At 63.3% G+C, this 23,950-nt stretch carries 19 protein-coding genes; 9 read left to right on the plus strand and 10 right to left on the minus strand.

Annotated elements, in window-relative coordinates; translation table 11 throughout:
- The first annotated feature begins 51 nt into the window (after window positions 1-51).
- The 3 genes from JQ574_RS18700 (at window position 52) to JQ574_RS18710 (ending at window position 3,132) form a co-directional block, all read left to right on the plus strand.
- Complete coding sequence (locus tag JQ574_RS18700) at window positions 52-1,482, plus strand: DUF1254 domain-containing protein (protein WP_212205140.1); 1,431 nt, start codon at window positions 52-54, stop codon at window positions 1,480-1,482.
- Window positions 1,483-1,565: 83 nt separating this feature from the next.
- Entirely contained in the window at window positions 1,566-2,687 is a 1,122-nt protein-coding gene (locus JQ574_RS18705; RefSeq protein WP_409363560.1) for a transporter, read from the plus strand.
- 10 nt (window positions 2,688-2,697) lie between these two features.
- Window positions 2,698-3,132: a DUF2721 domain-containing protein gene (locus JQ574_RS18710; RefSeq protein ID WP_212205136.1), complete on the plus strand. Its 435-nt coding sequence runs from the start codon at window positions 2,698-2,700 to the stop codon at window positions 3,130-3,132.
- Between the two features lie 138 nt (window positions 3,133-3,270).
- Here JQ574_RS18710 and JQ574_RS18715 read toward each other — a convergent pair whose 3' ends face one another.
- The 7 genes from JQ574_RS18715 to hpaR form a co-directional block, all read right to left on the minus strand.
- Entirely contained in the window at window positions 3,271-4,149 is an 879-nt protein-coding gene (locus tag JQ574_RS18715) for a transglutaminase family protein (protein WP_212205134.1), read from the minus strand.
- On the minus strand, window positions 4,146-6,668 hold the full coding sequence (locus JQ574_RS18720; RefSeq protein WP_249119430.1) for a circularly permuted type 2 ATP-grasp protein: 2,523 nt from the start codon (window positions 6,666-6,668) through the stop codon (window positions 4,146-4,148). The genes JQ574_RS18715 and JQ574_RS18720 overlap by 4 nt, the downstream gene beginning before the upstream one ends.
- A 23-nt stretch (window positions 6,669-6,691) precedes the next feature.
- Window positions 6,692-9,967: a DUF2126 domain-containing protein gene (locus JQ574_RS18725; protein ID WP_212205132.1), complete on the minus strand. Its 3,276-nt coding sequence runs from the start codon at window positions 9,965-9,967 to the stop codon at window positions 6,692-6,694.
- Window positions 9,968-10,212: 245 nt separating this feature from the next.
- Window positions 10,213-11,736: a UxaA family hydrolase gene (locus JQ574_RS18730; protein WP_212205130.1), complete on the minus strand. Its 1,524-nt coding sequence runs from the start codon at window positions 11,734-11,736 to the stop codon at window positions 10,213-10,215.
- A gap of 115 nt (window positions 11,737-11,851) precedes the next feature.
- Window positions 11,852-12,631 (minus strand): HpcH/HpaI aldolase/citrate lyase family protein, encoded by a 780-nt coding sequence (locus JQ574_RS18735; RefSeq protein WP_212205128.1) that lies wholly within the window; start codon window positions 12,629-12,631, stop codon window positions 11,852-11,854.
- A 52-nt stretch (window positions 12,632-12,683) separates the two neighbouring features.
- Window positions 12,684-13,769 (minus strand): malate/lactate/ureidoglycolate dehydrogenase, encoded by a 1,086-nt coding sequence (locus tag JQ574_RS18740; RefSeq protein ID WP_212205126.1) that lies wholly within the window; start codon window positions 13,767-13,769, stop codon window positions 12,684-12,686.
- Between the two features lie 211 nt (window positions 13,770-13,980).
- Window positions 13,981-14,511 carry a homoprotocatechuate degradation operon regulator HpaR gene (gene hpaR, locus JQ574_RS18745; protein WP_212205118.1) on the minus strand — a complete coding sequence of 177 codons (531 nt, stop codon included), beginning with the start codon at window positions 14,509-14,511 and terminating at the stop codon, window positions 13,981-13,983.
- A 134-nt stretch (window positions 14,512-14,645) separates the two neighbouring features.
- On the opposite strand from hpaR, the gene hpaH reads away from it, so the two are divergent.
- The 6 genes from hpaH to JQ574_RS18775 all read left to right on the plus strand — a co-directional run bounded on the left by hpaH (window position 14,646) and on the right by JQ574_RS18775 (window position 21,052).
- Window positions 14,646-15,452 carry a 2-oxo-hept-4-ene-1,7-dioate hydratase gene (gene hpaH / locus JQ574_RS18750; protein WP_212205116.1) on the plus strand — a complete coding sequence of 269 codons (807 nt, stop codon included), beginning with the start codon at window positions 14,646-14,648 and terminating at the stop codon, window positions 15,450-15,452.
- Between the two features lie 31 nt (window positions 15,453-15,483).
- Window positions 15,484-15,882 carry a 5-carboxymethyl-2-hydroxymuconate Delta-isomerase gene (locus JQ574_RS18755; protein ID WP_212205113.1) on the plus strand — a complete coding sequence of 133 codons (399 nt, stop codon included), beginning with the start codon at window positions 15,484-15,486 and terminating at the stop codon, window positions 15,880-15,882.
- Window positions 15,875-17,419 (plus strand): 5-carboxymethyl-2-hydroxymuconate semialdehyde dehydrogenase, encoded by a 1,545-nt coding sequence (gene hpaE, locus JQ574_RS18760; protein WP_212205111.1) that lies wholly within the window; start codon window positions 15,875-15,877, stop codon window positions 17,417-17,419. Before JQ574_RS18755 ends, hpaE begins: the two co-directional genes overlap by 8 nt.
- A gap of 116 nt (window positions 17,420-17,535) precedes the next feature.
- Window positions 17,536-18,519: a 3,4-dihydroxyphenylacetate 2,3-dioxygenase gene (gene hpaD, locus JQ574_RS18765; protein ID WP_212205109.1), complete on the plus strand. Its 984-nt coding sequence runs from the start codon at window positions 17,536-17,538 to the stop codon at window positions 18,517-18,519.
- Window positions 18,520-18,527: 8 nt separating this feature from the next.
- Entirely contained in the window at window positions 18,528-19,397 is an 870-nt protein-coding gene (locus tag JQ574_RS18770; protein WP_212205107.1) for a fumarylacetoacetate hydrolase family protein, read from the plus strand.
- A 26-nt stretch (window positions 19,398-19,423) separates the two neighbouring features.
- A complete protein-coding gene (locus JQ574_RS18775; RefSeq protein WP_212205105.1) occupies window positions 19,424-21,052 on the plus strand; it encodes a thiamine pyrophosphate-dependent enzyme in 1,629 nt (542 codons plus the stop codon).
- Here the strand turns inward: JQ574_RS18775 and JQ574_RS18780 are convergent, their stop codons facing one another.
- From JQ574_RS18780 to JQ574_RS18790, 3 genes are all read right to left on the minus strand, one after another.
- Window positions 21,053-22,291 (minus strand): MFS transporter, encoded by a 1,239-nt coding sequence (locus tag JQ574_RS18780; RefSeq protein ID WP_212205103.1) that lies wholly within the window; start codon window positions 22,289-22,291, stop codon window positions 21,053-21,055.
- Window positions 22,292-22,508: 217 nt separating this feature from the next.
- Window positions 22,509-23,162 carry a DNA oxidative demethylase AlkB gene (gene alkB / locus JQ574_RS18785; RefSeq protein ID WP_212205101.1) on the minus strand — a complete coding sequence of 218 codons (654 nt, stop codon included), beginning with the start codon at window positions 23,160-23,162 and terminating at the stop codon, window positions 22,509-22,511.
- Window positions 23,163-23,189: 27 nt separating this feature from the next.
- Window positions 23,190-23,936 carry a 2OG-Fe(II) oxygenase gene (locus tag JQ574_RS18790; RefSeq protein WP_212205099.1) on the minus strand — a complete coding sequence of 249 codons (747 nt, stop codon included), beginning with the start codon at window positions 23,934-23,936 and terminating at the stop codon, window positions 23,190-23,192.
- Window positions 23,937-23,950: the final 14 nt, after the last annotated feature.

The raw sequence follows: 23,950 nt of genomic DNA on the forward strand, positions 1-23,950 counted from the left end.
GGCGTGAGCCACGAACCTACGTCATTCGTTTGTATCAGGAAGGAGATAACGATGAACATCACCCGTCGATCCCTCGCACTTGGCGGAATGGGGTTGCTCGCAGGAGTCGCCGCAACACGACCGACTCTTGCGCAGGATTCCTTTCTCGGAGTGGGACAAGGCCTGGAAGAGTTTTGGCTGGCCAGCGACGCCTACATCTTCGGCTATCCGCTGATGACGATGGAGATGACCCGGCGGATCATCACCAATGTCGCCGAGCCCGTGGGCACGCGCGGCCCGATGGGGCATATCATCAAGCTACGACAATATCCCGACGCCTCGTTCCGGGACGTCACGGCGCCGAACGCGGACACGCTCTACACGACCTCGTTTTTCGATGTCGGGAAAGAACCATGGGTGCTCAGCATCCCCGACATGAAGGGACGCTATTTCCTGATGCCGATGCTGGACGGTTGGACGACGGTTTTCCAGGTGCCCGGCAAGCGTACCACTGGCACCGGCGCGCAGACCTACGCGATTACCGGGCCCGGTTGGAAAGGCACGCTGCCGGATGGCGTGAAGCAGTATAAGTCGCAGACCAATATCGTGTGGCTGCTCGGCCGGATCTACTGCACCGGCACGCCGGAAGATTACGCGGCCGTACACAAGCTGCAGGACGAGTGCAAGCTCGTGCCGCTCAGCGCTTACGGCAAGCCGTACACGCCGCCTGTGGGCAAGGTCGATCCGTCGATCGACATGAAAACGGCCGTCCGCGAACAGGTCAATCGCATGGACGCGGTGTCGTATTTCAAGCTGCTGTGCGAACTCATGAAGTCCAATCCGCCCTACGCAGCTGACGCACCTCAGCTTGCGAAATTTGCTCGCATCGGCATCGTACCCGGGCAGGATTTTGACGAGAGCAAGCTGAAGGCGGACTTCCTGAAGCGCGTGCCGGAGGTGTCGTTTGACCGGATCATGGTTCAGTTCAAGATCAACAAGGCCATCAAGGACGAGAACGGCTTCGCTTTCACGACGAAGACCGGCATCTATGGCACCGATTATCTGATGCGTGCCCTGGTGACAGCGATCGGACTTGGTGCCAACCGTCCGCAGGACGCGGTGTATCCCACCTCGCAAAAAGACGCCGATGGTCACAAGTACAATGGCGCGAACAAGTACGTGATGCGGTTTCCCAAAGGCCATTTGCCTCCAGCGGAGGGATTTTGGTCGCTTACGATGTATGACAGCGGCTATTTCTTCGTAAAGAACCCGCTCAACAGGTACTCGGTCAGTGCTCGTGAAGATTTGAAGGAAAATCCGGACGGCTCAACCGACCTGTACATTCAGAAGGACTCTCCCGGCAAAGACAAGGAATCCAACTGGCTGCCTGCGCCAGAGGGAGATTTTATCCTCATGCTACGCATGTACTGGCCGCAGGAGACAGACCCGTCGATCATCAACGGAACATGGACGGTTCCTGCAGCCAGGAAGGTTGGCGCTTGAGACCACGGTCTCATGCCGGCGCGACGGCGCCGGCATGAGGCCGACCGTTCGGAGTAGGGCTTAAGGCGCGGTACTCTCAAAACATGCGGGGGGCTATCATGTGGGGGCTTGACCTTGGAAGAGGAAGACACCGCGTTGGACGAAGCGAGGTAAGGTCATCTCTCCGTCCCGCGTTCAAGAATGCGGCCATTGCCTCGGCGATTGCGGCGCTGTTGGTGCCCGCTACCACCGTCCGCGCCGATGAGGGCGGCGTGTCCTACTGGCTTCCTGGCCGCTTCAGCAGCCTTGCTGCGACACCTCAGGTTCCCGGCTGGTCGATGGCGGCAGTCTACTATCACACCAGCGTAAGTGCATTTGGTACTGCGGCCGCCGCGAGAGAAGTTCACGTCGGCAGAATTCCCGCAACAGTAAACGTCGATCTGAACTTGCGTCTGAATGGGCGGGGGGATCTCGTCCTGCTCAATCCCACTTACACCTTCGCAACGCCGGTGCTGGGCGGGCAACTCGCCATCGGTGTAACGGGACTGTTCGGGCGATCGAGCGCCGATCTTGCCGGAATGCTGACGGCGGCCGTTGGCCCGTTCGGGGTAACGCGTGCGGGCAGTTTCGGCGACTCCGTCACATCGGTCGGCGATCTCTACCCGCAGGCGACGCTCAAGTGGAACGCAGGCGTCCACAATTTCATGACCTATGTCACAGGAGATATTCCCGTTGGCGCTTACAGTTCGACCCGGCTCGCCAATCTCGGCATCGGTCATGCTGCCATCGACGGCGGCGGCGGCTACACATACTTCAATCCGCAGGCCGGTCACGAGTTTTCCGCCGTCGCGGGCCTCACCTACAATTTCAAGAATCCGGATACGCAATACCAGAACGGCATCGACTTCCACGTGGATTGGGGAGCCTCGCAGTTTCTGTCGAAGCAGGCCTTCGTTGGCCTCGTTGGCTATGCTTATCAGCAGATTACCGATGACTTCGGCCAGCATCCCGCCTTGGGAGGCTTTCGGTCCCGTGTGCTAGGCATCGGTCCGCAGGTCGGCTTCCTGTTCCCTGTGGGAGACATGCAGGGATATCTGAACCTGAAAGGTTACGGTGAGTTCGCTGCCGAGAATCGCCCGGCCGGCTGGAATACATGGTTGACCTTCTCAATCTCGCCGATGGCGCCAACCAGCACGGTGACGCCAACCAGGCGGCTAGCGAAATAGCGGCCAGCCAATGTTGCCGGACACGCCATCAATCAGTCAGCTCTCTCACGTCATTTCCCAGGCGGCCGCACCCGCGTTTCTTCTTGGCGCACTGGCGGCCTTTATCGCCCTGCTGATATCTCGCCTGAACAGGATCATCGATAGGTCGATCTACCTGAACCAGATTTCTGATCAGGACCAAGCGAGAAGCCGGCTCAAGGCAGACTTGCCCCGCCTTGTTCGGCGTGCCGCCATGATCAATCGTGCGATCTTCTGGGCCATCATGGGAAGCATTTCGATAGGCATCGTCATCATCGTGGGCTTCGTAAGTGCATTCTTTGAGATCCGGCACGAACGAGGCGTCGCCATCCTCTTCGTCATTTCTGTTTCAGCCTTCATCGTGTCTCTGACGGATTTCGCGCGAGAGGTTCGGATTGCGCCGAACGAGTTTGACCATTACGGCTGATTTGACCTATACCTGATTCGGTCAAAGACATTAGAAAACAGCAGCTTAGTTTAGGGTATAAAGATACCGGTGCTGTGCATGGGGTTGTTTTCAACATTTTGAGTCCGGCCCACCGGCGCTCACCTGGAACGGTACTGATTACTCCACCGGCACCACGTCCACGGCCACCGCGAGCTTTTGCTTGCGCGATCCCACGATGATGCCATCGACCGGCGAGACGTCGGAGAAGTCGCGCCCGACCGCCAGGATGATGTGGTCGTTCTCGACCAGGAGGTCGTTGGTCGGATCGAACCCGATCCAGCCGATCTCACTGCCGCACCACACCGACACCCAGGCATGGGTGGCGTCGGCGCCCTGCAGGCGCGGCTGGCCCGCCGGCGGGTAGGTGCGTAAGTAACCGCTGACATAGGCCGCCGGCAGCCCGAGGCCGCGAAGGCCCGCGATCATCACATGGGCAAAGTCCTGGCAGACGCCGTGGCGTTTCTCGAACACTTCTCGCAGCGGCGTCGAGATCACGGTGGCTTTCGGATCGTATTTGAACTCGTGGCGGATGCGGTGCATCAGGTCGATGGCACTAACGAGAATGCCCTGCCCTTGCGGAAAGCTTGCAGCGGCGTAAGCGGTAACCGGCCCGAGCACCGGCACCAGCGAACTTGCAAAGACGTAGCCGACCGGCGAGGCCGGACCGAGGCTTGAGGCCTCGAAGGCGACGTCGCGCACGCTCTCCCATGACGGGCTCGGCGCGGTGCGGGCGAGCGCCTGGCGCGCGACCTGCACCCGCGACCTGGAATCTATCCGCAAGCTGCGATGCGCGGTTTCGATCAGCACGCTCTCGGTATGGGTTCCGAAAAAATCCCGCCGTATCGTGCGCTCCGCCGGCTTGGGGCGGATCTCGACGGAATGCGAGACCAGCTGCTGCCCGTCGCCGCTGCGCGGCTCGAGCCGCAGCGAGCAGCGCGCAAAACTCACCGGGCTCTCATAGCTATAGGTCGTGACGTGACGGATGTCGTAGATCACGCGAGGCCCGTCAGCTTCTCCGGCCGGCTCGCATTCGGTCCGTGCGGGAAGTAATGCAGGCCGATGGCGTCGGCGAGGTTGAGCAGGTCCTGCTCCAGCGCGAACAGGGCTTTGACATCCAGCGCTGCGGCCTCCGCGGTCGTCAGCATCGCCTGCAGCGCCACCGCCAGACGCTGCGGCCGCTCGATCAAGCCATGCTCCTTGAGGCTCGGAAGGCTCGCAATGTGCTCGTTGAGCGCCGCCACCTGAAACGCTACCGAGCGCGGATTGTAGGGGTCGAGCACCGCCAGATCGCGCACCGGCGCCAGGGCCGGCCCGACCAGATAGCGCGAACGGTAGGTGATCTGGCAATCCACCAGCGTCAGCAAAACGTCGAGGTCCTCGTCGCCGGCCTCGTCATAGGCGAACTGTCGGGCAAACCGCGCGGTGTTGATGGCGCGCTCGGCGCGGCGGCCCATCTCGAGGAAGCGCCAGCCGGCGGCGCGGTTCATGTTCTCCTGTGCGAGCCCGGCAAAGCTCGCGAGCTCCTGCAAGGACAACTCGGCGGCGCTGACGATGCCGTCATCATCGTCGGCTTCCACAGAGAGGCGTTCCACCATCTCGGTGATGACCTGCCAGGCGTCGGGCGAAAGCCGCTCCCGCAGCGAGGTCGCGGTGCGCTGCGCCGATCGCAGCAGCGACAGTGCCGAGCCGAATTTTTCCGCACTTTGCAGCGCCTCGGCGGCGACCTTGGCGGAATTGGCCCGGCTCGCCTGCGAGGTCGCGCCCCAGGTCACCAGAAGCCGCTGGATGCGCTCGACCGAATGCAGCGCGGTCGATGCCCCGCTCGGTGCGCCCTTGCCGGAATCGCGCGTCGGCGTGCCGAGCGCGCGGATCAGCCGCAGCGTCGCCTCGGCGCGTTCGAGATAGCGGCCGAGCCAGAACAGATTGTCTGCGGCACGGCTGGGCACCACGCCGGCGATGCGCCTGATCCGCACCGTGTCGGCCGCCGGCAACAGCGTCGAAGCCGCTATTGGTTTGTCGGACACCACCCAGACGTCGGCCGCGCGCGCCCCGTCGCCCATCGACACCGCACGGGCGTCGGGCTGATCGGCGATCCGGCAGAAGCCGCCCGGCAGAATGGTCCAGCCGTTCGGGGTGGCGGCGGCAAACACCCGGAGTACGAACGGACGCGGCGTGATCCGGCCGTTCTCCCAGGTGGGCGTCGTCGACAGCCGCACCAGCTCCTGGCCGACAAAGTCGATGCCGCGGTCGGAAATCGCAGACCTGAGCCGCTCGCGCTCGGGCGGAGACAACTCGCCCGCAAGCACGGGTCCGCTGCCCGGAAAGCCCGGCACGGCACGGCCATAGGCGCCCTCGATCGCAAAATCGTCGAGCCGCGACAGCACTTCCTCGCGCGCCGATTTCTGGCCGCACCACCAGGTCGCGATGTGCGGCATCAGCAAATCCTCGCTGAGCAGGCGGCGGCACAGATTGGGCAGGAAGCCGAGCAGCGCCCGCGCCTCCAGCACGCCGGAGCCGGGCATGTTGGCGACCACGACGCCGCTCTTGCGCAGCACGTCGATCAGGCCGGGCACGCCAAGATGCGAGGACGCATCGAGCTCCAGCGGATCGAGGAAGTTGGAATCGACCCGGCGCAGCAGCACATCGAGCCGCTTCAGGCCGGCGACGGTGCGGATATGGATGCGGTCGCCGCTGACGGCGAGATCATCGCCCTCGACCAGCAGGAAGCCGAGATAGCGCGCGATCGTCGCATGTTCGAAATAGGTTTCGTTGAAGGCGCCCGGCGTCAGCAATCCGATGCGCGGCTCGTCGCGGTCAGCGCTCGCGCGCAGCGCGTCGCGGAACGCCTCAAAGAACGGCGCGACGCGTTCGACATTCATCGACTTGTAGAGATTGGAGAAGGCGCGCGACAGCACCAGGCGGTTTTCCAGCGCGTAGCCGGCGCCCGACGGCGCCTGCGTACGGTCGCTGAGCACCCACCAGCGGCCATCGGGGCCGCGGCCGACATCGGCGGCGTAGAGATGCAGGTAGCGTCCGCCCGGCGGTTTGACGCCGCAGACCGCGCGCAGATATTCGTTGCTGCCGGCAATCGCCGCCGCGGGCACGGAGCCATCCGCGACCAGCCGGCCCTCGCCATAGAGGTCGCGCAGGATCATTTCGAGCAACTGCGCGCGCTGGGCGATGCCCGTGGTCAGTTGCCGCCAGTCGGTCTCGTCGATGATCAGCGGCAGATGGCTCAGCGGCCAGAGCCGGTCAGCGGTCTCGCCGGGCGCGCGATAGGTGACGCCGGCCTCCCGCAGATGGCGATCCGCGGAGGCGAACCGGCGCTCGATGTCGGCGGGCGAAAGCGCGGCAAAGGCATCGAAAAACCGCGCCCAAGCTGGCCGGGGCGCACCGTCCTGGCCGATATATTCATCCGGAATACCCGGCAGCCGGGCGTAGTCACGGGTCCATTGCGCCATCCGGCGCTGGCCCGGACGGGTCTTGCTATCCTGACTGCCGGCGTGCCCCGCCATCCGACTCTCCGATCTCAGCGCCTTTAGTGCCGGAGCGGCGTCCTCAAGTCGAGCGTCAAAGGAAATTCTATTGTGCGTTCCTCGGGCGGCAGATCGACCTTGCCCGGGGTGTGGCCGTGATCCTGAAACCGGGCCAGCCGCCGCGCCTCGGCCTCATAGGAATTGACCGGCTTGGTGTCATAGCTGCGGCCGCCGGGATGGGCGACATGATAGACGCAGCCGCCGAGCGAGCGGCCGTTCCAGGTATCAATTAAATCAAATGTCAGCGGGGCGTGGACCGGAATGGTCGGATGCAGCCCGGATGCCGGCTGCCAGGCCTTGAAACGGACGCCGGCGACCGCCTCACTGGCGCGGCCGGTGGCTGTCATCGGCATCCGCCGGCCATTGCAGGTGACGACGTGGCGGCCTTCGACAAAGCCCGACGCCTTGACCTGCAACCGCTCCACCGACGAATCGACATAACGCACGGTGCCGCCGGCCGAGCCCTCCTCGCCGAGCACGTGCCACGGCTCCAGCGCCTGACGCAGCTCCAGCGATACGCCGCCGTGATGGACCCGGCCGAACACCGGGAAACGAAACTCGAGCTGGGCCGAATACCATTCCGGCGAAAAATCGTAGCCGGACAGCTTGAGTTCTTCGAGCACCCCCAAGAAATCTTCCCAGAGGAAATGCGGCAGCATGAAGCGATCATGCAGCGCGGTGCCCCAGCGCACGAATTGGCCTTGCTGCGGCTCGCGCCACATTTTTGCGATCAGCGCCCGGATCAGGAGTTGCTGCGCCAGCGACATCCGCGGATCGGGCGGCATTTCCAGCGCGCGGAACTCGACGAGCCCGAGACGGCCGGTCGGGCCATCAGGCGAATAGAGCTTGTCGATGCAGATTTCGGCGCGATGGGTATTGCCTGTTATGTCGACCAGGATGTGCCGGAACAGGCGATCGACCAGCCATAGCGGCGCCTCGATGCCCGGCGGCGGCACATGGGCCAGCGCGATTTCAAGTTCATAGAGGCCGTCATGCCGCGCTTCGTCGATGCGCGGCGCCTGGCTGGTCGGGCCGATGAACATGCCCGAGAATAGGTAGGACAGCGACGGATGGCGCTGCCAGTACAGCACGAGACTCTTCAAGAGATCGGGCCGGCGCAGGAACGGCGAGTCCTGCGGCGTAGAGCCGCCGACCACGACGTGGTTGCCGCCGCCGGTGCCGGTGTGGCGGCCGTCGACCAGGAAACGGTTGGCGCCGAGGCGCGTTTTCGCGGCGTCCTCGTAAAGGCCGAAGGTGATGTCGACCGCCTCGCGCCAGCTCTGCGCCGGCTGGATGTTGATTTCGATCACGCCGGGATCGGGCGTCACCTTGATGACTTCGACGCGCGGATCGTATGGCGGCGAATAGCCCTCGACATGGACCTGCAATTTCAGCTCTTCGGCGGTCGCCTCCACCGCCGCGATCAGCTCCAGATAATCTTCGAGCTTCTCGACCGGCGGCATGAAGGCGCACAAAACGCCGTCGCGGATTTCGATCGACATCGCCGTGCGCACGGGCTCGAGTTTTGGCTTCTCTTTGGCCTTCGCGTCCTCGGCCTTAGTCCCCGTGTCGGAAGCTGCCAGTTCGTCGCGCGGCTCCATCGGATCCTGCTCGACGATATAGGGATATTCTTCCGGCGGAATGTGTTCCAGCGAAGCGATCGGCAGCCGCAGGCCGAGGGGGGAATCGCCTGGAAACAGGAACAGGTGGCCGCGCCGGATCTTCCAGCGTTCGCTGCGCCAGTGGCCAGGTGGGTGCTTGAAGGCCTCGTTCCAGCGCTGGATCGGCAGCACAAATCCCTTTGGCTTGTTGAGGCCGGAATCGAACACCCGCGCCATCCGCGCGCGTTCTTCCGGATCAGCCAATTTGGAGTCGGTCGGATCGACATTGGCCGGCAGCGCCGCTTCCTTCTGCAGCCAATGCGCGGTGTCCTCGAACGCGGGCAGCACGTAGTCGGTTGTGAGTCCGAGCTTTTGTGCGACGCCTTCGGCAAAATGCTCGGCGTCGGCGATTTCGGCCTTGCGCGGATTTTCGATGTTCGCGATCAGTTCGGCGTTCTTCCAGATCGGCACGCCATCCTTGCGCCAATAGAGCCCGAACGCCCAGCGCGGCAGGCTCTCGCCCGGATACCATTTGCCCTGCCCGTAATGCAGCAGGCCGCCGGGCGCAAAACGCACGCGTAATTTGCGAATGAGATCGTCAGCGAGCGTGCGCTTGGTCGGACCGACCGCGGCGATATTCCACTCCGGCGATTCCAGATCGTCGACGGAGACAAACGTCGGCTCGCCGCCCATCGTCAGCCGCACGTCTTCCATTTTCAGATCGGCGTCGACGGCTTCGCCTAACCTGTCGAGACGCGACCAGGATTCGTCCGAGAACGGCCGCGTGATCCGCGGCGCCTCGCGGATGCGCTTGACGCTCATCTCGAAGCCGAATTCGGTGTTGGCGAATCCTGCGGTGCCCGAGATCGGCGCCGCCGAGCGGTAATGCGGCGTGGCGGCGACGGGGATGTGCCCCTCGCCGGTCAGCATGCCCGAGGTGACGTCGAAGCCGATCCACCCTGCCCCCGGCAGATAGACCTCGGCCCAGGCATGCAGGTCGGTGAAATCGCTTTCGACCTCGCGCGGGCCTTCGACCGGATCGATGTCGGGGCGGAGTTGAATGAGATAGCCGGAGACGAAACGCGCGGCGAGTCCGAGATGCCTGAAGATCTGGATCAGGAGCCAGGCGGAGTCGCGGCAGGAGCCGGAGCCGGCGGCCAGCGACTCCTCCGGCGTCTGGATGCCCGGCTCCATCCGGATGACGTAACCGATTTTCTTCTGCAGCTGCGCGTTGAGGTCGACCAGGAAATTGACCGTGCTGTCGGCCTCACGCGGGATGTCCTTCAGATAGGCGGCAAACAGCGGCCCCTCGTCCGAGGTCGCCAGATATGGCGCCAACTCGGTCTTGAGATCGTTGGTATATTGAAACGGAAAACTGGTGGCGTAGGGTTCGACGAAGAAGTCGAACGGATTGACCACGGTCATCTGCGTCGAGAAATCGACCTCGATCTTCAGCTCGCTCGCCTTCTCCGGAAAAACGAATCGCGCCAGCCAGTTGCCTTGCGGATCCTGCTGCCAGTTCACGAAGTGATTTGAGGGCGTGACCTTGAGCGAATAGCTCAGCACCGGCGTGCGCGTGTGCGGCGCCGGCCGCAGGCGTACGGTTTGAGGCCCGATGTCGATCGGTCGGTCGTATTTGTAGTGCGTAACGTGATGCAGTGCGACGAAGATCGACACGGACGGGCTACTCCAGCAGCTTTTTTAAGCAGAACACTGGTTCCGGTGTGGATCAAGCACTAACAACGGGCAGCGGTTGCCTATGGGAAGTGCGGATATCGCCCTCGGTGTCGTCCCGGCCTTGAGCCGGGACCCATACCGCGTGATCTCTCTATGGGGCACACTGGCCAACACCTTCCGCAAAACCAAAGCCTGTGGTTATGGGTCCCGGCTCAAGGCCGGGACGACAGCGGAATGTGCGTCATCTACATCGTCGCGCCAATCACCCATGGCGCGAACTCCGCGCCGCCGAAATCAAAACTCTCGCTCTTGGTCGGCTGGCCGGATGCGGTTTTCAGCATCAGTTCGAAGATGCGCTGGCCGCATTCCTGCACCGTCTCCTGGCCGTCGAGGATGGTCCCGCAATTGACGTCCATGTCCTCTTCCATACGGGTGTACATCGGCGTGTTGGTCGCAAGCTTGATCGAGGGCGCGGGCTTGCAGCCGAACACGCTGCCGCGGCCGGTGGTGAAGCAGACCAGATTGGCACCTCCAGCCACCTGCCCGGTCGCCGCGACCGGGTCGTAGCCGGGCGTGTCCATGAACACAAAACCCTTCTTGGTGACGGGCTCGGCGTAGTTCAGCACGTCGACCAGATTGGTGGTGCCGGCCTTGGCCATCGCGCCCAGTGACTTTTCCAGAATGGTCGTGAGGCCGCCGGCCTTGTTGCCGGGACTCGGATTGGCGTTCATCTCGGCGCCTTCCCGCGCCGTGTATTCATCCCACCAGCGCATCAGGCCGACGAGTTTCTCGCCGACCTCGCGGCTGACCGCGCGCCGCGTCAGCAGATGTTCGGCGCCATAGGTCTCCGGCGTTTCCGACAGAATGACGGTGCCGCCATGGCGCACCAGCAGATCGCTCGCAGCTCCCAGCGCCGGATTGGCGGATACACCGGAATAGCCGTCGGAGCCGCCACATTGCAGGGCCACGGTCAGTTCGCTCGCCGGTACCGGCTCCCGCTTCACTTTATTCGCGTCGATCAAGGCTTCGCGCACAAAGGCGACGCCGGCCTCCACGGTCTTGCGGGTGCCGCCGACTTCCTGGATGTCCATCGCGCGCAGACGGCCCGCGAGCTTCTGCTCCTGCATCAAGCCGCCGATCTGGTTGACCTCGCAGCCGAGGCCGAGCACCACGACGGCCGAAAAATTCGCATGCCGTGCGTAACCGCCGAGCGTCCGCCGCAGCAGCGCCAGCGGTTCGTCCTGCGTCATGCCGCAGCCGGTCTTATGCGTCAGCGCCACCACGCCGTCGACATTGGGAAAATCCGCGAGCGGATTGTCGCCGGTGAACGGATTTTTCTTGAACATGTCAGCGACGATACCGGCGACATGCGCGCTGCAATTCACCGAGGTGAGAATGCCGATATAGTTGCGGGTCGCGACCCGCCCGTCGGAACGGCGAATGCCGTCGAAGGTCGCGGGCAGGTCGAAATTCGGTGTCGGGGTGACGTCGACGCCGAACGCATAGTCCTTGGAAAAATCGCCCATGCCGCAATTCTGGGTGTGGACGTGCTGGCCCGGCGCGATAGGAATCGTCGCAAAGCCGATGATCTGGCCGTAACGCCGCACCGGCTCGCCGGCCGCGATCGGCTTGATCGCCACCTTGTGGCCGGCGGGAATCCGCTCGACCGTGGTGACGCCGTCGGCCACGACCATGCCCGCCGGCAGGCTGGAACGTGCAATCAGCACGCCATCATCGGGGTGCAGGCGGATCACGGGGGCTGGGGCCATGACAGGTCTCCTGGCTAAGTTGGCGAATAGCGAGTGGCGAGTAGCGAATGGTTTTACTCCACTCGCTACTCTCTCGAAACCCTATTCGCCATTCGCTACTCGCTATTCGCGAGTCTTACGCCTTGCCGGCTGAGTCCTTGCGGGTCTGGTTCACCTGCATCTTGGCGTAGGTCGCCATCAGGCCGCTCTCGTTCGACAGCGTCACCAGCTTGAAGCCCATGTCGATCGCGCGGACGGCGCCTTCTGCACCCGAGCAGTGGATGCCGGCGTGCAGACCGCGCTTGCCGCATTCCTTGATGATCTTCTCGTAGATCTTGAGGATTTCCGGCTCTTCGCGGTCGAGCTTCGGCACCAGGCCATAGGAGAAGCCGAGATCAGAGGGTCCGATATAGACGCCGTTGATGCCCTCGACATCGAGGATCGCTTCCATGTTCTCGACCGCGGTCTTGGTCTCCATCATCGGCAGCAGCACGATTTCGTCATTGGCGGTCTGCTGATAGGTGCCGGCGGAACCGTACATGCCGGAGCGGATCGGGCCGTTCGAGCGCGTGCCCTTTGGCGGATACTTCGCATACTGAACCAGGTTCTTCGCTTCCTCCGGCGTGTTGATCATCGGGCAGATCACGCCATAGGCGCCGCCATCGAGAACCTTGCCGATGATGCCCGGCTCGTTCCAGGGAACGCGGACCATCGGCGTCACCGGGTGACCGTTCATCGCCTGGAAACACTGCACCATCGACAGGTAATCCTGCACACCGTGCTGCATATCCACGGTGACGCTGTCGAAGCCGCATTGCGCGATCACTTCGGCCGAAAACCCTGACGGGATGGCCAGCCAGGCGTTGACGACGGCCTTGCCCGAAGCCCAGACTTTCTTGACGTTGTTTGTAGTCATTGATCGCGTTTCCTTTTGTGATCGTTGCAATCGGTGGATTTCACGGAACAGCCTAGCTCACGGCCCGCTGGATACTGACCTCGCTGACACCGACCTCGCGGGCGGTATTGACGATCGCTGCCCAGGTATCATCAGGCAGCGGCACACCATTCTTGGTGCGGTCGGCACGCATTTTCTTCTCGGGATCGCCGGGGATCAGCACGGCGTCAACGCCTGAGATCGGCTTGGTGGCCCGGATGAAGTCGACATAGCGCGAGATTTCGCCGTCGAAGAAATTGCTGGTGTCGACCACCTTGGGATCGACATAGATCGCGAGCATCCCGTTGGCGAATTGCCGGTCCGCCGAAGTAGCACCGGTGCCGGTCAATGCGCCGCCGAGCAATTCGCAGATGAACGCGAGCCCTGATCCCTTGTGCTCGCCGAACGCGCGGATCGCGCCGGTACCCTTGGTGTGATCGCGCGGGCCTTCCGCGCTGTGCGGCCCGTACAGCACCGCCGGATCTTCGCTTAGCGTGCCGTCGGCATCGACCAAAGCTCCCTTTGGCAATTTCTTGCCGCCGCGGCTTGCGACCAGCACCTTGCCTTCGGCGACGACCGAGGTCGCAAAATCGAGCACGATCGGATCCTGGCCCTTTCGCGGAATGCCGACGCAGTAAGGTGCGGTCGACAGCCGTTTCTCGACGCCGCCATAGGGCGCAACCAGCAGCGAGCCGGCCGCGTTGACGAAATGCACCGAGACCAGGCCTTCGGCCGCAGCCATCTCCGCCCAGTCACCGACGCGGCCGATATGGCCGGCGTTGCGCAGCGCGATCGCGGCCAGCCCCGCCTTCCTGCATTTCTCGATGCCGATCCGCACGGCTTGCGGCGTCACCGTCTGTCCGTAGCCGAACTTGCCGTCAATGACAGCGAGCGAAGGCGTATCGACCACAACTTCGGCGATCTGATCGGGAACCACCGAACCCTTTTGCTGCCAGCTGACGTAGAGCGGTACCCGGATCACGCCATGGCTGTCATGGCCGGTCAGATTGGCTGTGGTCAGATAGGTCGCGATACGCCTTGCTTCTTCAGGTGAGGATTTCGAGCGGGAAAAAACCTCGGCAACGAAATCGATCAAATTGCTGACTTGGATCGTGACCATGTCTGGAGTTCAGCCTGTTCTTCGTCTTGGGTCCAGCCGCATCATCCCGCGACGAAACCGCTAGCTCCCGCGCCGGTTTTCACGACCAGCTTGGCTGCACTTTGAGCGAAAAATCGCGTGCGTGTCTATGGCCTCAGTCGCACTCCGGCAATGATTGCAATCATTTGCCGCCCGCTATGCGTGGCGCCGGTAGCATCATGCAAATTTGTGCTCACTCCTCGATCTCGCCGCCTTCCTCGCCTGCCACTTCCATGGCCACGAGGCTGCGTTCCAGCACGCCCAGCATATCCTGCAATTCGGCAAGCTTGCGGGCACCATAGCGGCTGGTGATTTCGGCGTAGATCGCTTCCGAGGTCGGCGCCACCGCCTCGATCAGTTTCAATCCCTTGGCCGATATCGACACTACGGCGCGGCGCAGATCGGCCTTGGCCGTACGGCGCTCGATCAACTGCCGCGCTTCGAGGTCGCGCAGGATGCGCGACAGGCTTGGTCCCAGCAGAAACGCGACGCGCGCCAGTTCGGTGACTTCAATGGCATCCACGGTCGTGAGCGCGCGCAGGATCCGCCATTGCTGTTCGGTGAGGCCGTGATTGCGCAAGGACGGGCGGAACTGTCGCATCACGGCCTCGCGGGCGCGCAGCAGCGACATCGGCAGCGAACGCGAGAAGTCGCGCATCGGCGCGCGCCGCGTCGTCTCGGCCGTTTCCGTGCTGGTTTCCGTCTCCGACTTCTTCCGTGCCATCCGCCAATCGTCCGCCATCAGTAATGCTGATCAAAGGGAATAAAATTTTGCGGTGCAGCAAGCGCTAATTCGGTTTGATCGATTTCACTTAACATGTTAATCATCTCCCGGCACCCTCTTTTTGCTGAGAGCATATGGCCCTTTCCAACGACCAAATTCGCGCCGCCGCCGAGCGGCTGGACCATGCGGAAAAGACCCGCACGCAGATCCGGCAGATTTCGCTCGAACATCCCGGCATTTCAATCGCAGATGCCTACGCGATTCAGAAGGCGTGGGTCGACATGAAGATCGCGCAGGGCCGCATTGTCAAAGGCCACAAGATCGGCCTGACCTCGAAGGCGATGCAGAGCGCGCTCAATATCAACGAGCCGGATTCCGGCATCCTCCTCGACGACATGTTCTTTGCCGACGGCGGTCTGGTACCATCGGACCGCTTCATCGCCACCCGCGTCGAGGCCGAACTGGCGTTCGTGATGAAGACCCGGCTTTCGGGCCCTGACTGCACAGTGTTCGATGTACTCAACGCCACCGATTTCGTGGTGCCGTCGCTGGAAATTCTGGACACACGCGTCGAGCGGGTCGATCCGCAAACCAAGGCAACGCGAAAAATCTTCGACACCATCGCCGACAACGCGGCCAATGCCGGCATCGTGCTCGGCGGTCGGCCGATCCGCCCGATGGATGCGGATCTGCGCTGGATCGGCGCGCTGTGTTTTCGCAACGGCCAGCTGGAAGAAACCGGCCTTGCCGCCGGCGTGCTCAATCATCCCGCCACCTCCGTGGCCTGGCTCGCCAACAAGATCGCGCCCAATGGCCTGGCGCTGGAGGCTGGTCAGGTGGTGCTGGCGGGATCGTTCATCCGACCGATCGAAACCCGCAAAGGCGACACGATCCAGGCCGACTATGGTCCCTACGGCTCGGTGAGCTGCTACTTCGCTTGATGCTTTCGCGGGAAACGCTGGAGTTAAGGACATGCCGCATTTCACGATCGAATATTCAGCCAACCTCGACGGACGCGTCGATATGGGTGCTGTCGTGGAACTGGTACGCAAGGCCGCGGTTGAAACCGGTATCTTCCCGCTCGGCGGCATCCGTGTCCGGGCGATCAAATGCGAGCACTATGCCATCGCTGACAACAGACTCGATTACGGCTTCCTCGACATGGTGCTGCGGCTCGGCGAAGGCCGCGATCTCGCCACCCGAAAGAAGGCCGGCGAGCACATTTTCAAGGCCCTCTCGGCCCATCTCGATCCGGTATTCACCGAGACAAAGTTCGCATTGTCGTTCGATATGCAGATCAACGACAAGGACACCAGCTGGAAGCGCAACAACATCCACGAAGCCTTGAAGGTGGAGACGGTCAATGGATAAGGCGACACCGAAGGACGTATTCCAGGCCAACCGCGACCGCGCGGCTCCCCTGCTCGCCAAGCTGAAGGACGAGGGCATCGGGCACATGATAGACGGCAAGGTGGTGCCGTCGATTTCAGGACAGACGTTCGAGACCAAATCGCCGATCGACGGCGCGGTGCTGGCCTCCGTCGCGCGCGGCAAGCCTGATGATATCGACCGCGCCGCGACCGCGGCTTCTAAGGCGTTCAAATCCTGGCGCGATATGCCGGCGATGACGCGCAAGAAGCTGCTGCATCGGGTGGCCGATGCCATCGAAGACCGCGCCGACGATATCGCGGTGCTGGAATGTATCGATACCGGGCAGGCCCATCGCTTCATGGCCAAGGCCGCGATCCGCGCCGCGGAGAATTTCCGCTTCTTTGCCGATAGATGCGCCGAAGCCCGCGACGGCCTCAGCACGCCGAGCGAGGAGCACTGGAACATCTCGACCAGGGTGCCGATCGGTCCGGTCGGCGTGATCACGCCGTGGAACACGCCGTTCATGCTGTCGACCTGGAAAATCGCGCCGGCGCTCGCCGCCGGCTGCACGGTGGTCCACAAACCCGCCGAGTGGTCGCCGGTGACGGCCGATCTCCTCGCAAAGCTGGTGAAGCAGGCCGGCGTGCCGGACGGGGTGCTCAACACCGTGCATGGCATCGGCGAAGAGGCCGGCAAGGCGCTGACCGAACATCCCGCGATCAAGGCGATTGGGTTCGTCGGCGAAAGCTCGACGGGTTCGGCGATCATGGCGCAGGGCGCGCCGACCTTGAAGCGCGTGCATTTCGAACTCGGCGGCAAGAACCCCGTGATCGTGTTCGACGACGCGGATCTCGACCGTGCGCTCGATGCTGTCGTGTTCATGATCTACTCGCTCAATGGCGAGCGCTGCACCTCGTCGAGCCGGCTGCTGGTCCAGCAAGACATTGCGGAAAAGTTCATCGAAAAACTCACGGCGCGGGTGAAGGCGCTGAAGGTCGGCCATCCCCTCGATCCCGTGACCGAAATAGGTCCGCTGATCCATGAGCGGCATCTGGCAAAAGTCTGCAGCTATTTCGAGGTCGCGCAGAAGGACGGCGCGACCATCACGGTCGGTGGCAAGCCGCATGACGGCCCTGGCGGCGGACATTACGTGCAGCCGACGCTGGTTACCGGTGCGAATTCAAAAATGCGTGTCGCGCAGGAAGAGGTGTTCGGGCCGTTCCTGACAGTAATTCCGTTCAAGGACGAGAACGACGCGATCGAGATCGCCAACGGCGTGCAGTACGGCCTCACCGGTTATGTCTGGACCGGCGACATGGGGCGCGCGCTGCGCGTCGCGGACGAACTGGAAGCCGGCATGATCTGGCTCAACTCCGAGAACGTGCGCCATCTGCCGACGCCGTTCGGCGGCATGAAATCATCCGGCATCGGCCGCGACGGCGGCGATTACTCGTTCGACTTCTACATGGAAACCAAACACGTCTCGCTGGCGCGCGGGACGCACAAGATACAGCGTTTAGGCACGACCTCATCCTGAGGAGCGCGCGTAAGCGCACGTCTCGAAGGATCGGTTACGGGCCTCATGGTTCGAGACGGCGCAAGAGCGCCTCCTCACCATGAGGAGAAGCAACACCGCGAAACTGGGAAAGTGACATGCCGGTACCTACACACACCTTCGATCCGCCGTTCAACATCATCCGCTCCAGCCACGCCGTGCTCGACGTGACGGATCTGAACGCCTCTAGCGACTTCTACGAAAAGACCGTCGGCCTCCATGTCGAGGATCGCGACGACAACGCGGTCTATTTGCGCGGCGCCGAGGAGCACCAGCATCACTCGCTGGTGCTGCGAAAGGCGCAAACCGCGGCCTGCAACCGGCTCGGCTTCAAGGTCGGCAATGACGGCGATCTCGACAAGGCAGCGAGCTTCTTCTCCGAGAATGGCATAACCTATGCCTTCGCCGAGCAGCCGTTCCAGGGCCGCACGCTGCACTTTACCGATCCCTTCGGCTTCCAGATCGAGCTCTATGCGACGATGGAGAAGCGCCCGCATCTGCTGCGGCGCTACGACCTCTACAAGGGCTGCCATCCGCAGCGGCTCGACCATTTCAACGTCTTCGCGGCCGAGGTGCAGGGCACCGTCGACTTCTACGCGCGGCTCGGTTTCCGCCTGACCGAATATGGCGAGGAGGACGGGCCGAACGGGCGCATCGCGGCGGCCTGGATGCACCGCAAGGGCAATGTGCACGATTTTGCGATCACCAACGGCAAGGGCCCTCGCCTGCACCATTTCGCTTATTGGGTGCCGACCGCGATGAACGTGCTGCATCTCTGCGACGTGATGGCTTCCAGCGGCTTCCTCAAAAATATCGAGCGCGGTCCCGGCCGCCACGGCATTTCGAACGCCTTCTTCCTCTACATCCGCGACCCCGACGGCCATCGCCTCGAACTCTACACCAGCGATTATTTTACCGGCGATCATGACCACGAGCCGCTGCGCTGGTCGCTGAAAGATCCGCGCCGGCAAACGCTGTGGGGCGCACCGGCGCCGCGCTCCTGGTTCGAGCAGGGCTCGCCGTTCACGGGCCAGGCGGTGCGCGAACCGGCGTTCGTCGCCGACGTCACGATTGCGGATTAGGATCCCAGATGACCTCACCTCGCCTCGCGACCTATTCAATCGGCGGCGCCGCCAAGTATGGCGCCGTGACGGATGCCGGCATCGTCGATCTTTCCGCGCGCTTCGGCAAGGAGTATCCGACGCTGCGCGAAGCCATTGCCGCCGGCGCATTGACAAAACTAGCCGAGGACGCCGCAAAGCGCTCGCCGGATCATGCGCTCGACGCCATCACATGGCAGCCGCCGATCCCGGCGCCGGAAAAGATCATCTGCATCGGCGTGAACTATCCGGACCGCAACGCCGAGTACAAGGACGGCCAGGACGCGCCGAAGTTTCCCAGCATGTTCATGCGCACGCCGCGCTCCTTTGTCGGCCACAACGCGCCGCTGATCCGCCCGCGCGCGTCAGCGCAGCTCGATTACGAGGGCGAACTGGTGCTGGTGATCGGCAAGGCCGGCCGCCATATCAGGGAGAGCGACGCGCTGGATCACATCGCCGCCGTAACGCTCTGCAATGAAGGCACGATCCGCGACTGGGTGCGGCATGCCAAGTTCAACGTCACGCAGGGCAAGAATTTTGATTCCACCGGCAGTCTTGGCCCATGGCTGGTTCCCTACACCTGTGAAGCACAAATTGCGGACGTCCGCCTGACCACAAAGGTCAATAGCGAGACGCGGCAGGACGACCGCACCTCGCGGCTGATCTTCGGTTTCCGCTACCTCCTCAACTACATCTCGACCTTCACCACGCTGGTCCCCGGTGACGTCATCGTGACGGGAACACCGACGGGCGCCGGCGCACGGTTCGATCCGCCCCGCTACCTGAAGCCGGGCGACGTGATCGAAGTCGAAGCCGAAGGCGTCGGCATCTTGCGCAACGGCGTCGCCGACGAAACCTGATCACCCTGCAATGATGGAACAGTGACATGACTTCAACATCCGGCGGCGAAGCGATCGTCAACGGCCTCGTCGCGCACGGCGTCGATACCGTGTTCGGCCTGCCCGGCGCGCAGGTCTACGGGCTGTTCGACGCCTTCCATCAGGCACAGCTGAAAGTGATCGGCGCGCGACACGAGCAGGCCTGCGGCTATATGGCCTTTGGCTATGCGCGCGCCAGCGGACGGCCCGGCGTGTTCAGCGTGGTCCCCGGCCCCGGCGTGCTCAACGCAAGTGCGGCGCTGCTGACGGCATTCGGCTGCAACGAGCCGGTGCTGTGCCTGACTGGCCAGGTGCCGACGGCGTTTCTCGGCAAGGGCCGCGGCCATTTGCACGAGATGCCGGACCAACTCGCAACGCTGCGCACCTTCGTCAAATGGGCTGATAGAATCGAATATCCCGACGACGCCCCGGCAAAGGTCTCGCGCGCGTTCCAGGAAATGCTGTCGGGACGCCGCGGTCCCGTGTCGCTGGAAATGCCGTGGGACGTGTTCACGCAGCGTGCGCAGGTCGGCGGTTCAGAGCCGTTCGATCCCTTCCCGGCGCCGCAGCCTGATCCTGATCGTATCAAAGCGGCCGCGGCGCTGGTCTCCGGCAGCAAGCGGCCGATGATCTTTGTCGGCAGCGGCGCGATCGACGCATCCGAGGAAATCCTCGAACTCGCCGAAATGATTGATGCGCCCGTGGTGGCGTTCCGCAGCGGCCGTGGCATCGTCTCCAACGCGCACGAACTAGGGCTGACGATGGCGGCGGCCTACAAGCTGTGGCCGCAGACCGATTTGATGATCGGAATCGGGACGCGCATGGAATTGCCGGCATCGGGCTTTCGGTGGCCGTTCCAGCCGGCCGGCTTGAAGTCCATTCGTATCGATATCGATCCGTCGGAAATGCGACGGCTGACGCCGGACGCCGCCGTGGTCGCCGATGCCAGGGCCGGCACCGCCGATCTGGTCGCCGCCGTGAAAAAGGCCGGTTACAGCAGGACCAGCGGACGCCGCGCCGCGATCCGCGAAGCCACCGCCGCCGCGCATCAGGAGATCCAGAAGGTTCAGCCGCAGATGGCGTATCTGAACATCCTGCGCGAGGTGCTGCCGACGAATGCCATCGTCACCGACGAACTGTCGCAGGTCGGCTTCGCCTCCTGGTACGGTTTTCCGATCTACGAGCCGCGTACCTTCATCACGTCAGGCTATCAGGGCACGCTCGGCTCTGGATTCCCGACCGCGCTCGGCGCCAAGGTCGCGCATCCGGAGCGGCCGGTGGTCGCGATCACGGGTGACGGCGGTTTTATGTTCGGCGTGCAGGAACTTTCAACCGCGGTGCAGTTCAAGATCGGCGTGGTAACGCTGATCTTCAACAACAACGCCTATGGCAATGTGCGGCGCGACCAGCGCGAGCGTTTCGACGGCCGCGTGGTGGCGTCCGATCTCGTCAATCCGGATTTCGTCAAGCTCGCGGAATCCTTCGGCGTCGGTGCCGCGCGCGTCACCTCGCCCGATCACTTCCGCGCCGCGCTGGAAAAGGCGCTGGCCGATGGCGGGCCCTATGTGATTTCGGTGGAAGTGCCGACCGACTCCGAGGTCAGCCCGTGGAAGTTCATCCATCCGGCGATGCCGTAACTAAGCCCCCCGCGCCATCGCGCCGCGCTGTACCCGCGAAGCCGCGATCACCAACAGGCCCGCACCCGCGACCGTCCAGCAGGCGACCGGCGCCCAGTGCAACAATGGCGCGTATTCCGGCAGCTTTTGCAGGCCGCCGGCGACTGCCGCCATCCGCGCAAAGGTCGCCAGCGCCAGCGCTGAAAACATCAGCCCGATCACCTTGCCCTCGGCGCCGGTGTCGCCGATCGCCAGCGCCGCCGATACCGCGCTCATCAGCATGCAACCCCACGCCGCGCCCGCCACAAACTGCGCGACGATCAGGATGTTGAGACTGCTCGACAATTCTGCGGCGAGCACTGCCAGCGCGCCCAACAGGCCGGCGGCACCCATCACGATCAGCCCGCCGCGGTGCTTGACCACGACACTCGCCGGAAACATCGCGATGTTGAAGCCGATCCAGAACACCGGCAACAGCCACTGCAGCTGATCTTGCGTCGTGAAACGCAGGAAGAACGACGAACTGTTGAGGCTGAAGTGCAGTTGATAGCCGAGCGACAGGATCACCATCGAGGCGATGAAGAACATGGGGATCGTGCTGAGCGCTTTGGGTGGGACTGCCTTCTCGCTCGGGGCGGGCGCTTGTGCCACAGCGTCGCGCTCGACCTTCGACAGCGCCAATGTGGTGAGCAGCAGGACGACGCCCGAGATCAGGAACGGCAGCCGCGGATCATGGTTGCGCAGCACCGTTCCAAGATAGGGCGAGATCGCGCCGGCCAGGCCGTAACCCAGCATCGCCAGCGCCGCCAGCAACGGCACCTGTGACCGCGCGCGATGCTTGCCGAGCAGCGTCAGCGGCGGCGCACGCAACGCCGACGACGTCACGACCCAGATCACGATCAGCACGATGAACCAGGCTTGCGCGCCCGGACCCGTGCCGGCCACGAACGGCAACGCCACGAACGCCGCGCAGGAGATCGCGGTCAGGATGCCGACGAAGACACCGAGCCGGCCGATAAAGGGGGCGATCTTGTCGGCCGCGATTCCCATCGCGGTGTCGGTGATGGTGAAGATCGCCTGATCGAGCATCAGGATGAAGATCACCATGCCGGGTGCGATCCCGACCTGCGCTGCAAGCTTCGGCAGATAGATGACGTAAGTGGTCCAGCCCAGCGTGAAGATCAGTTGCAGCACGGCCAGGTAGATGCCGGTGCCGCTGGCGCCCGCGCGGCTGTCGGCTTTTGCCTCAGTCGTGGTCATATTTCGCTCCCCGCCCGACGGAGAGCATAGACCAGACGAAACTTCGATGGGAAGTCCTTCCCTCTCTTCCTTCTCCCCTTGTGGGAGAAGGTGGCGCGAAGCGCCGGATGAGGGGTCTCTATCGTCATCGCGAAATCCTGCCGTGAGGAAGCAACCCCTCACCCGTCTTCGCTTCGCGAAGCCACCCTCTCCCACAAGGGGAGAGGGGAAGAGACCATCAACGCGCTTTTCGAAAAGTCAGGTTGATGCGCTGGCGGCCCATGGCTGCGTGTTCGCCGTCGGCCAGCGGGGCCACGCCGTGAAAGAACAGCCGCGACGGCCCGCCCCAGACCACGACGTCGCCATGCACCAGCCGAAACCGGGCCGGCTTGTCGCTGCGTTTTGATCCCCCGAACAGGAAGATCGCGGGTATCCCGAGCGACACCGAGACGATCGGCGCGGCAAAATCCTGCTCGTCCCTGTCCTGATGCAGCGACATCCGGGCGCCTGGCTGGTAGCGGTTGATCAGGCAGGCATCGGGTGAAAAGTGTTCGAAGCCGCCTTCGGTCGCCGCTTCGGCGGCCAGTCCGCGAAACACCGCGGGCATCGCCGGCCACGGCTGGCCGGACTCGGGATCGACACCGTCATAGCGATAGCCGGTGCGATCGGTGACCCAGCCGGCATTGCCGCAATTGGTCATCGCCACCGACATCTGATGGCCGCCCGGCGTCGACATATGACGAAACGGCGCCTGCGCCACGATCCCGCGCAGCGCCGGAATCAGATCGGCTTCAAAGCGCAGCGCGAAGCCGCGCAGCAGCACGGCGCCGTCGGCCATCGCTTCTCGCGACGGCGGCACATCGGCGATGGCGTCGAACAAATCTGCAGTCAATGCGCTTCGCACTCACATGGCGGTGAATTACTTGGCGTCGTGAAAGATCACGCCGACGGTATGACGGTGGCCGGACCGGATCTGGCTGACGCCATGGCGCAGATTAACGCGATAGAACCCGCGCGTCCCCTGCACCGGGCGGTGATGCACAGCAAATGCCACCGCGTCGCCTTGTGTGAGCGGCACCACCTCGGGCCGCGACTGCATCCGCGGCCGCTGCTCGGTCAGCACGAACTCGCCACCGGTGAAATCGCGCCCCGGTTCCGAGAGCAGGATCGCGACCTGCAGCGGGAACACATGCTCGCCATAGAGATCCTGATGCAGGCAATTGTAGTCGCCGGGCCCATATTGCAGCAGCAGCGGCGTCGGCCGAATTTGCCCCGCGTCATGGCAGCGCTTCAGGAATGCCTGATGCGCCAGGGGATAGCGGATATCGATCCCCATCGTCTGGTTCCAGCGATTGGCAATACCGCACAGCCGCGCATACAGCGCCGGGCGCAGTTCCGCGATCAGGTCGGGCAGTGGATAGGAAAAATACTTGTATTCGCCGCGCCCAAAACCGTGACGCCCCATCACGATGCGGCTGCGGAACTTGCTGTCATCAGGATACAGCGCCGCGATCGCCCGGCATTCGTCCGGCGACAGCAATCCCTTCAGCACGGCGCAGCCCTGCCCGTCGAGATCGGCCGTCACCTGCGTCCAGTCGATGGCATCGACCCGGGCGGCGATGTCGGGGGAGGCGTGGCGATCGGTGGTTTTTGCGGTGGCTTTCATGGCGGGCAGTTTCG

It is taken from the genome of Bradyrhizobium sp. AUGA SZCCT0158 (assembly GCF_018130065.1).
Taxonomy (GTDB): domain Bacteria; phylum Pseudomonadota; class Alphaproteobacteria; order Rhizobiales; family Xanthobacteraceae; genus Bradyrhizobium.

Bases quoted from the DNA above. Each gene is read 5' to 3' on its own strand.
- JQ574_RS18755 (WP_212205113.1), top strand. From the start codon at position 15,484: ATGCCGCATTTCACGATCGAATATTCAGCCAACCTCGACGGACGCGTC.
- JQ574_RS18730 (WP_212205130.1), bottom strand. From the start codon at position 11,736: ATGGCCCCAGCCCCCGTGATCCGCCTGCACCCCGATGATGGCGTGCTG.
- JQ574_RS18775 (WP_212205105.1), top strand. From the start codon at position 19,424: ATGACTTCAACATCCGGCGGCGAAGCGATCGTCAACGGCCTCGTCGCG.
- JQ574_RS18735 (WP_212205128.1), bottom strand. From the start codon at position 12,631: ATGACTACAAACAACGTCAAGAAAGTCTGGGCTTCGGGCAAGGCCGTC.
- JQ574_RS18700 (WP_212205140.1), top strand. From the start codon at position 52: ATGAACATCACCCGTCGATCCCTCGCACTTGGCGGAATGGGGTTGCTC.
- JQ574_RS18770 (WP_212205107.1), top strand. From the start codon at position 18,528: ATGACCTCACCTCGCCTCGCGACCTATTCAATCGGCGGCGCCGCCAAG.
- JQ574_RS18710 (WP_212205136.1), top strand. From the start codon at position 2,698: ATGTTGCCGGACACGCCATCAATCAGTCAGCTCTCTCACGTCATTTCC.
- JQ574_RS18705 (WP_409363560.1), top strand. From the start codon at position 1,566: ATGCGGGGGGCTATCATGTGGGGGCTTGACCTTGGAAGAGGAAGACAC.
- hpaD (WP_212205109.1), top strand. From the start codon at position 17,536: ATGCCGGTACCTACACACACCTTCGATCCGCCGTTCAACATCATCCGC.
- hpaR (WP_212205118.1), bottom strand. From the start codon at position 14,511: ATGGCACGGAAGAAGTCGGAGACGGAAACCAGCACGGAAACGGCCGAG.
- JQ574_RS18790 (WP_212205099.1), bottom strand. From the start codon at position 23,936: ATGAAAGCCACCGCAAAAACCACCGATCGCCACGCCTCCCCCGACATC.
- JQ574_RS18720 (WP_249119430.1), bottom strand. From the start codon at position 6,668: ATGGCGGGGCACGCCGGCAGTCAGGATAGCAAGACCCGTCCGGGCCAG.
- hpaH (WP_212205116.1), top strand. From the start codon at position 14,646: ATGGCCCTTTCCAACGACCAAATTCGCGCCGCCGCCGAGCGGCTGGAC.
- hpaE (WP_212205111.1), top strand. From the start codon at position 15,875: ATGGATAAGGCGACACCGAAGGACGTATTCCAGGCCAACCGCGACCGC.
- JQ574_RS18740 (WP_212205126.1), bottom strand. From the start codon at position 13,769: ATGGTCACGATCCAAGTCAGCAATTTGATCGATTTCGTTGCCGAGGTT.
- JQ574_RS18780 (WP_212205103.1), bottom strand. From the start codon at position 22,291: ATGACCACGACTGAGGCAAAAGCCGACAGCCGCGCGGGCGCCAGCGGC.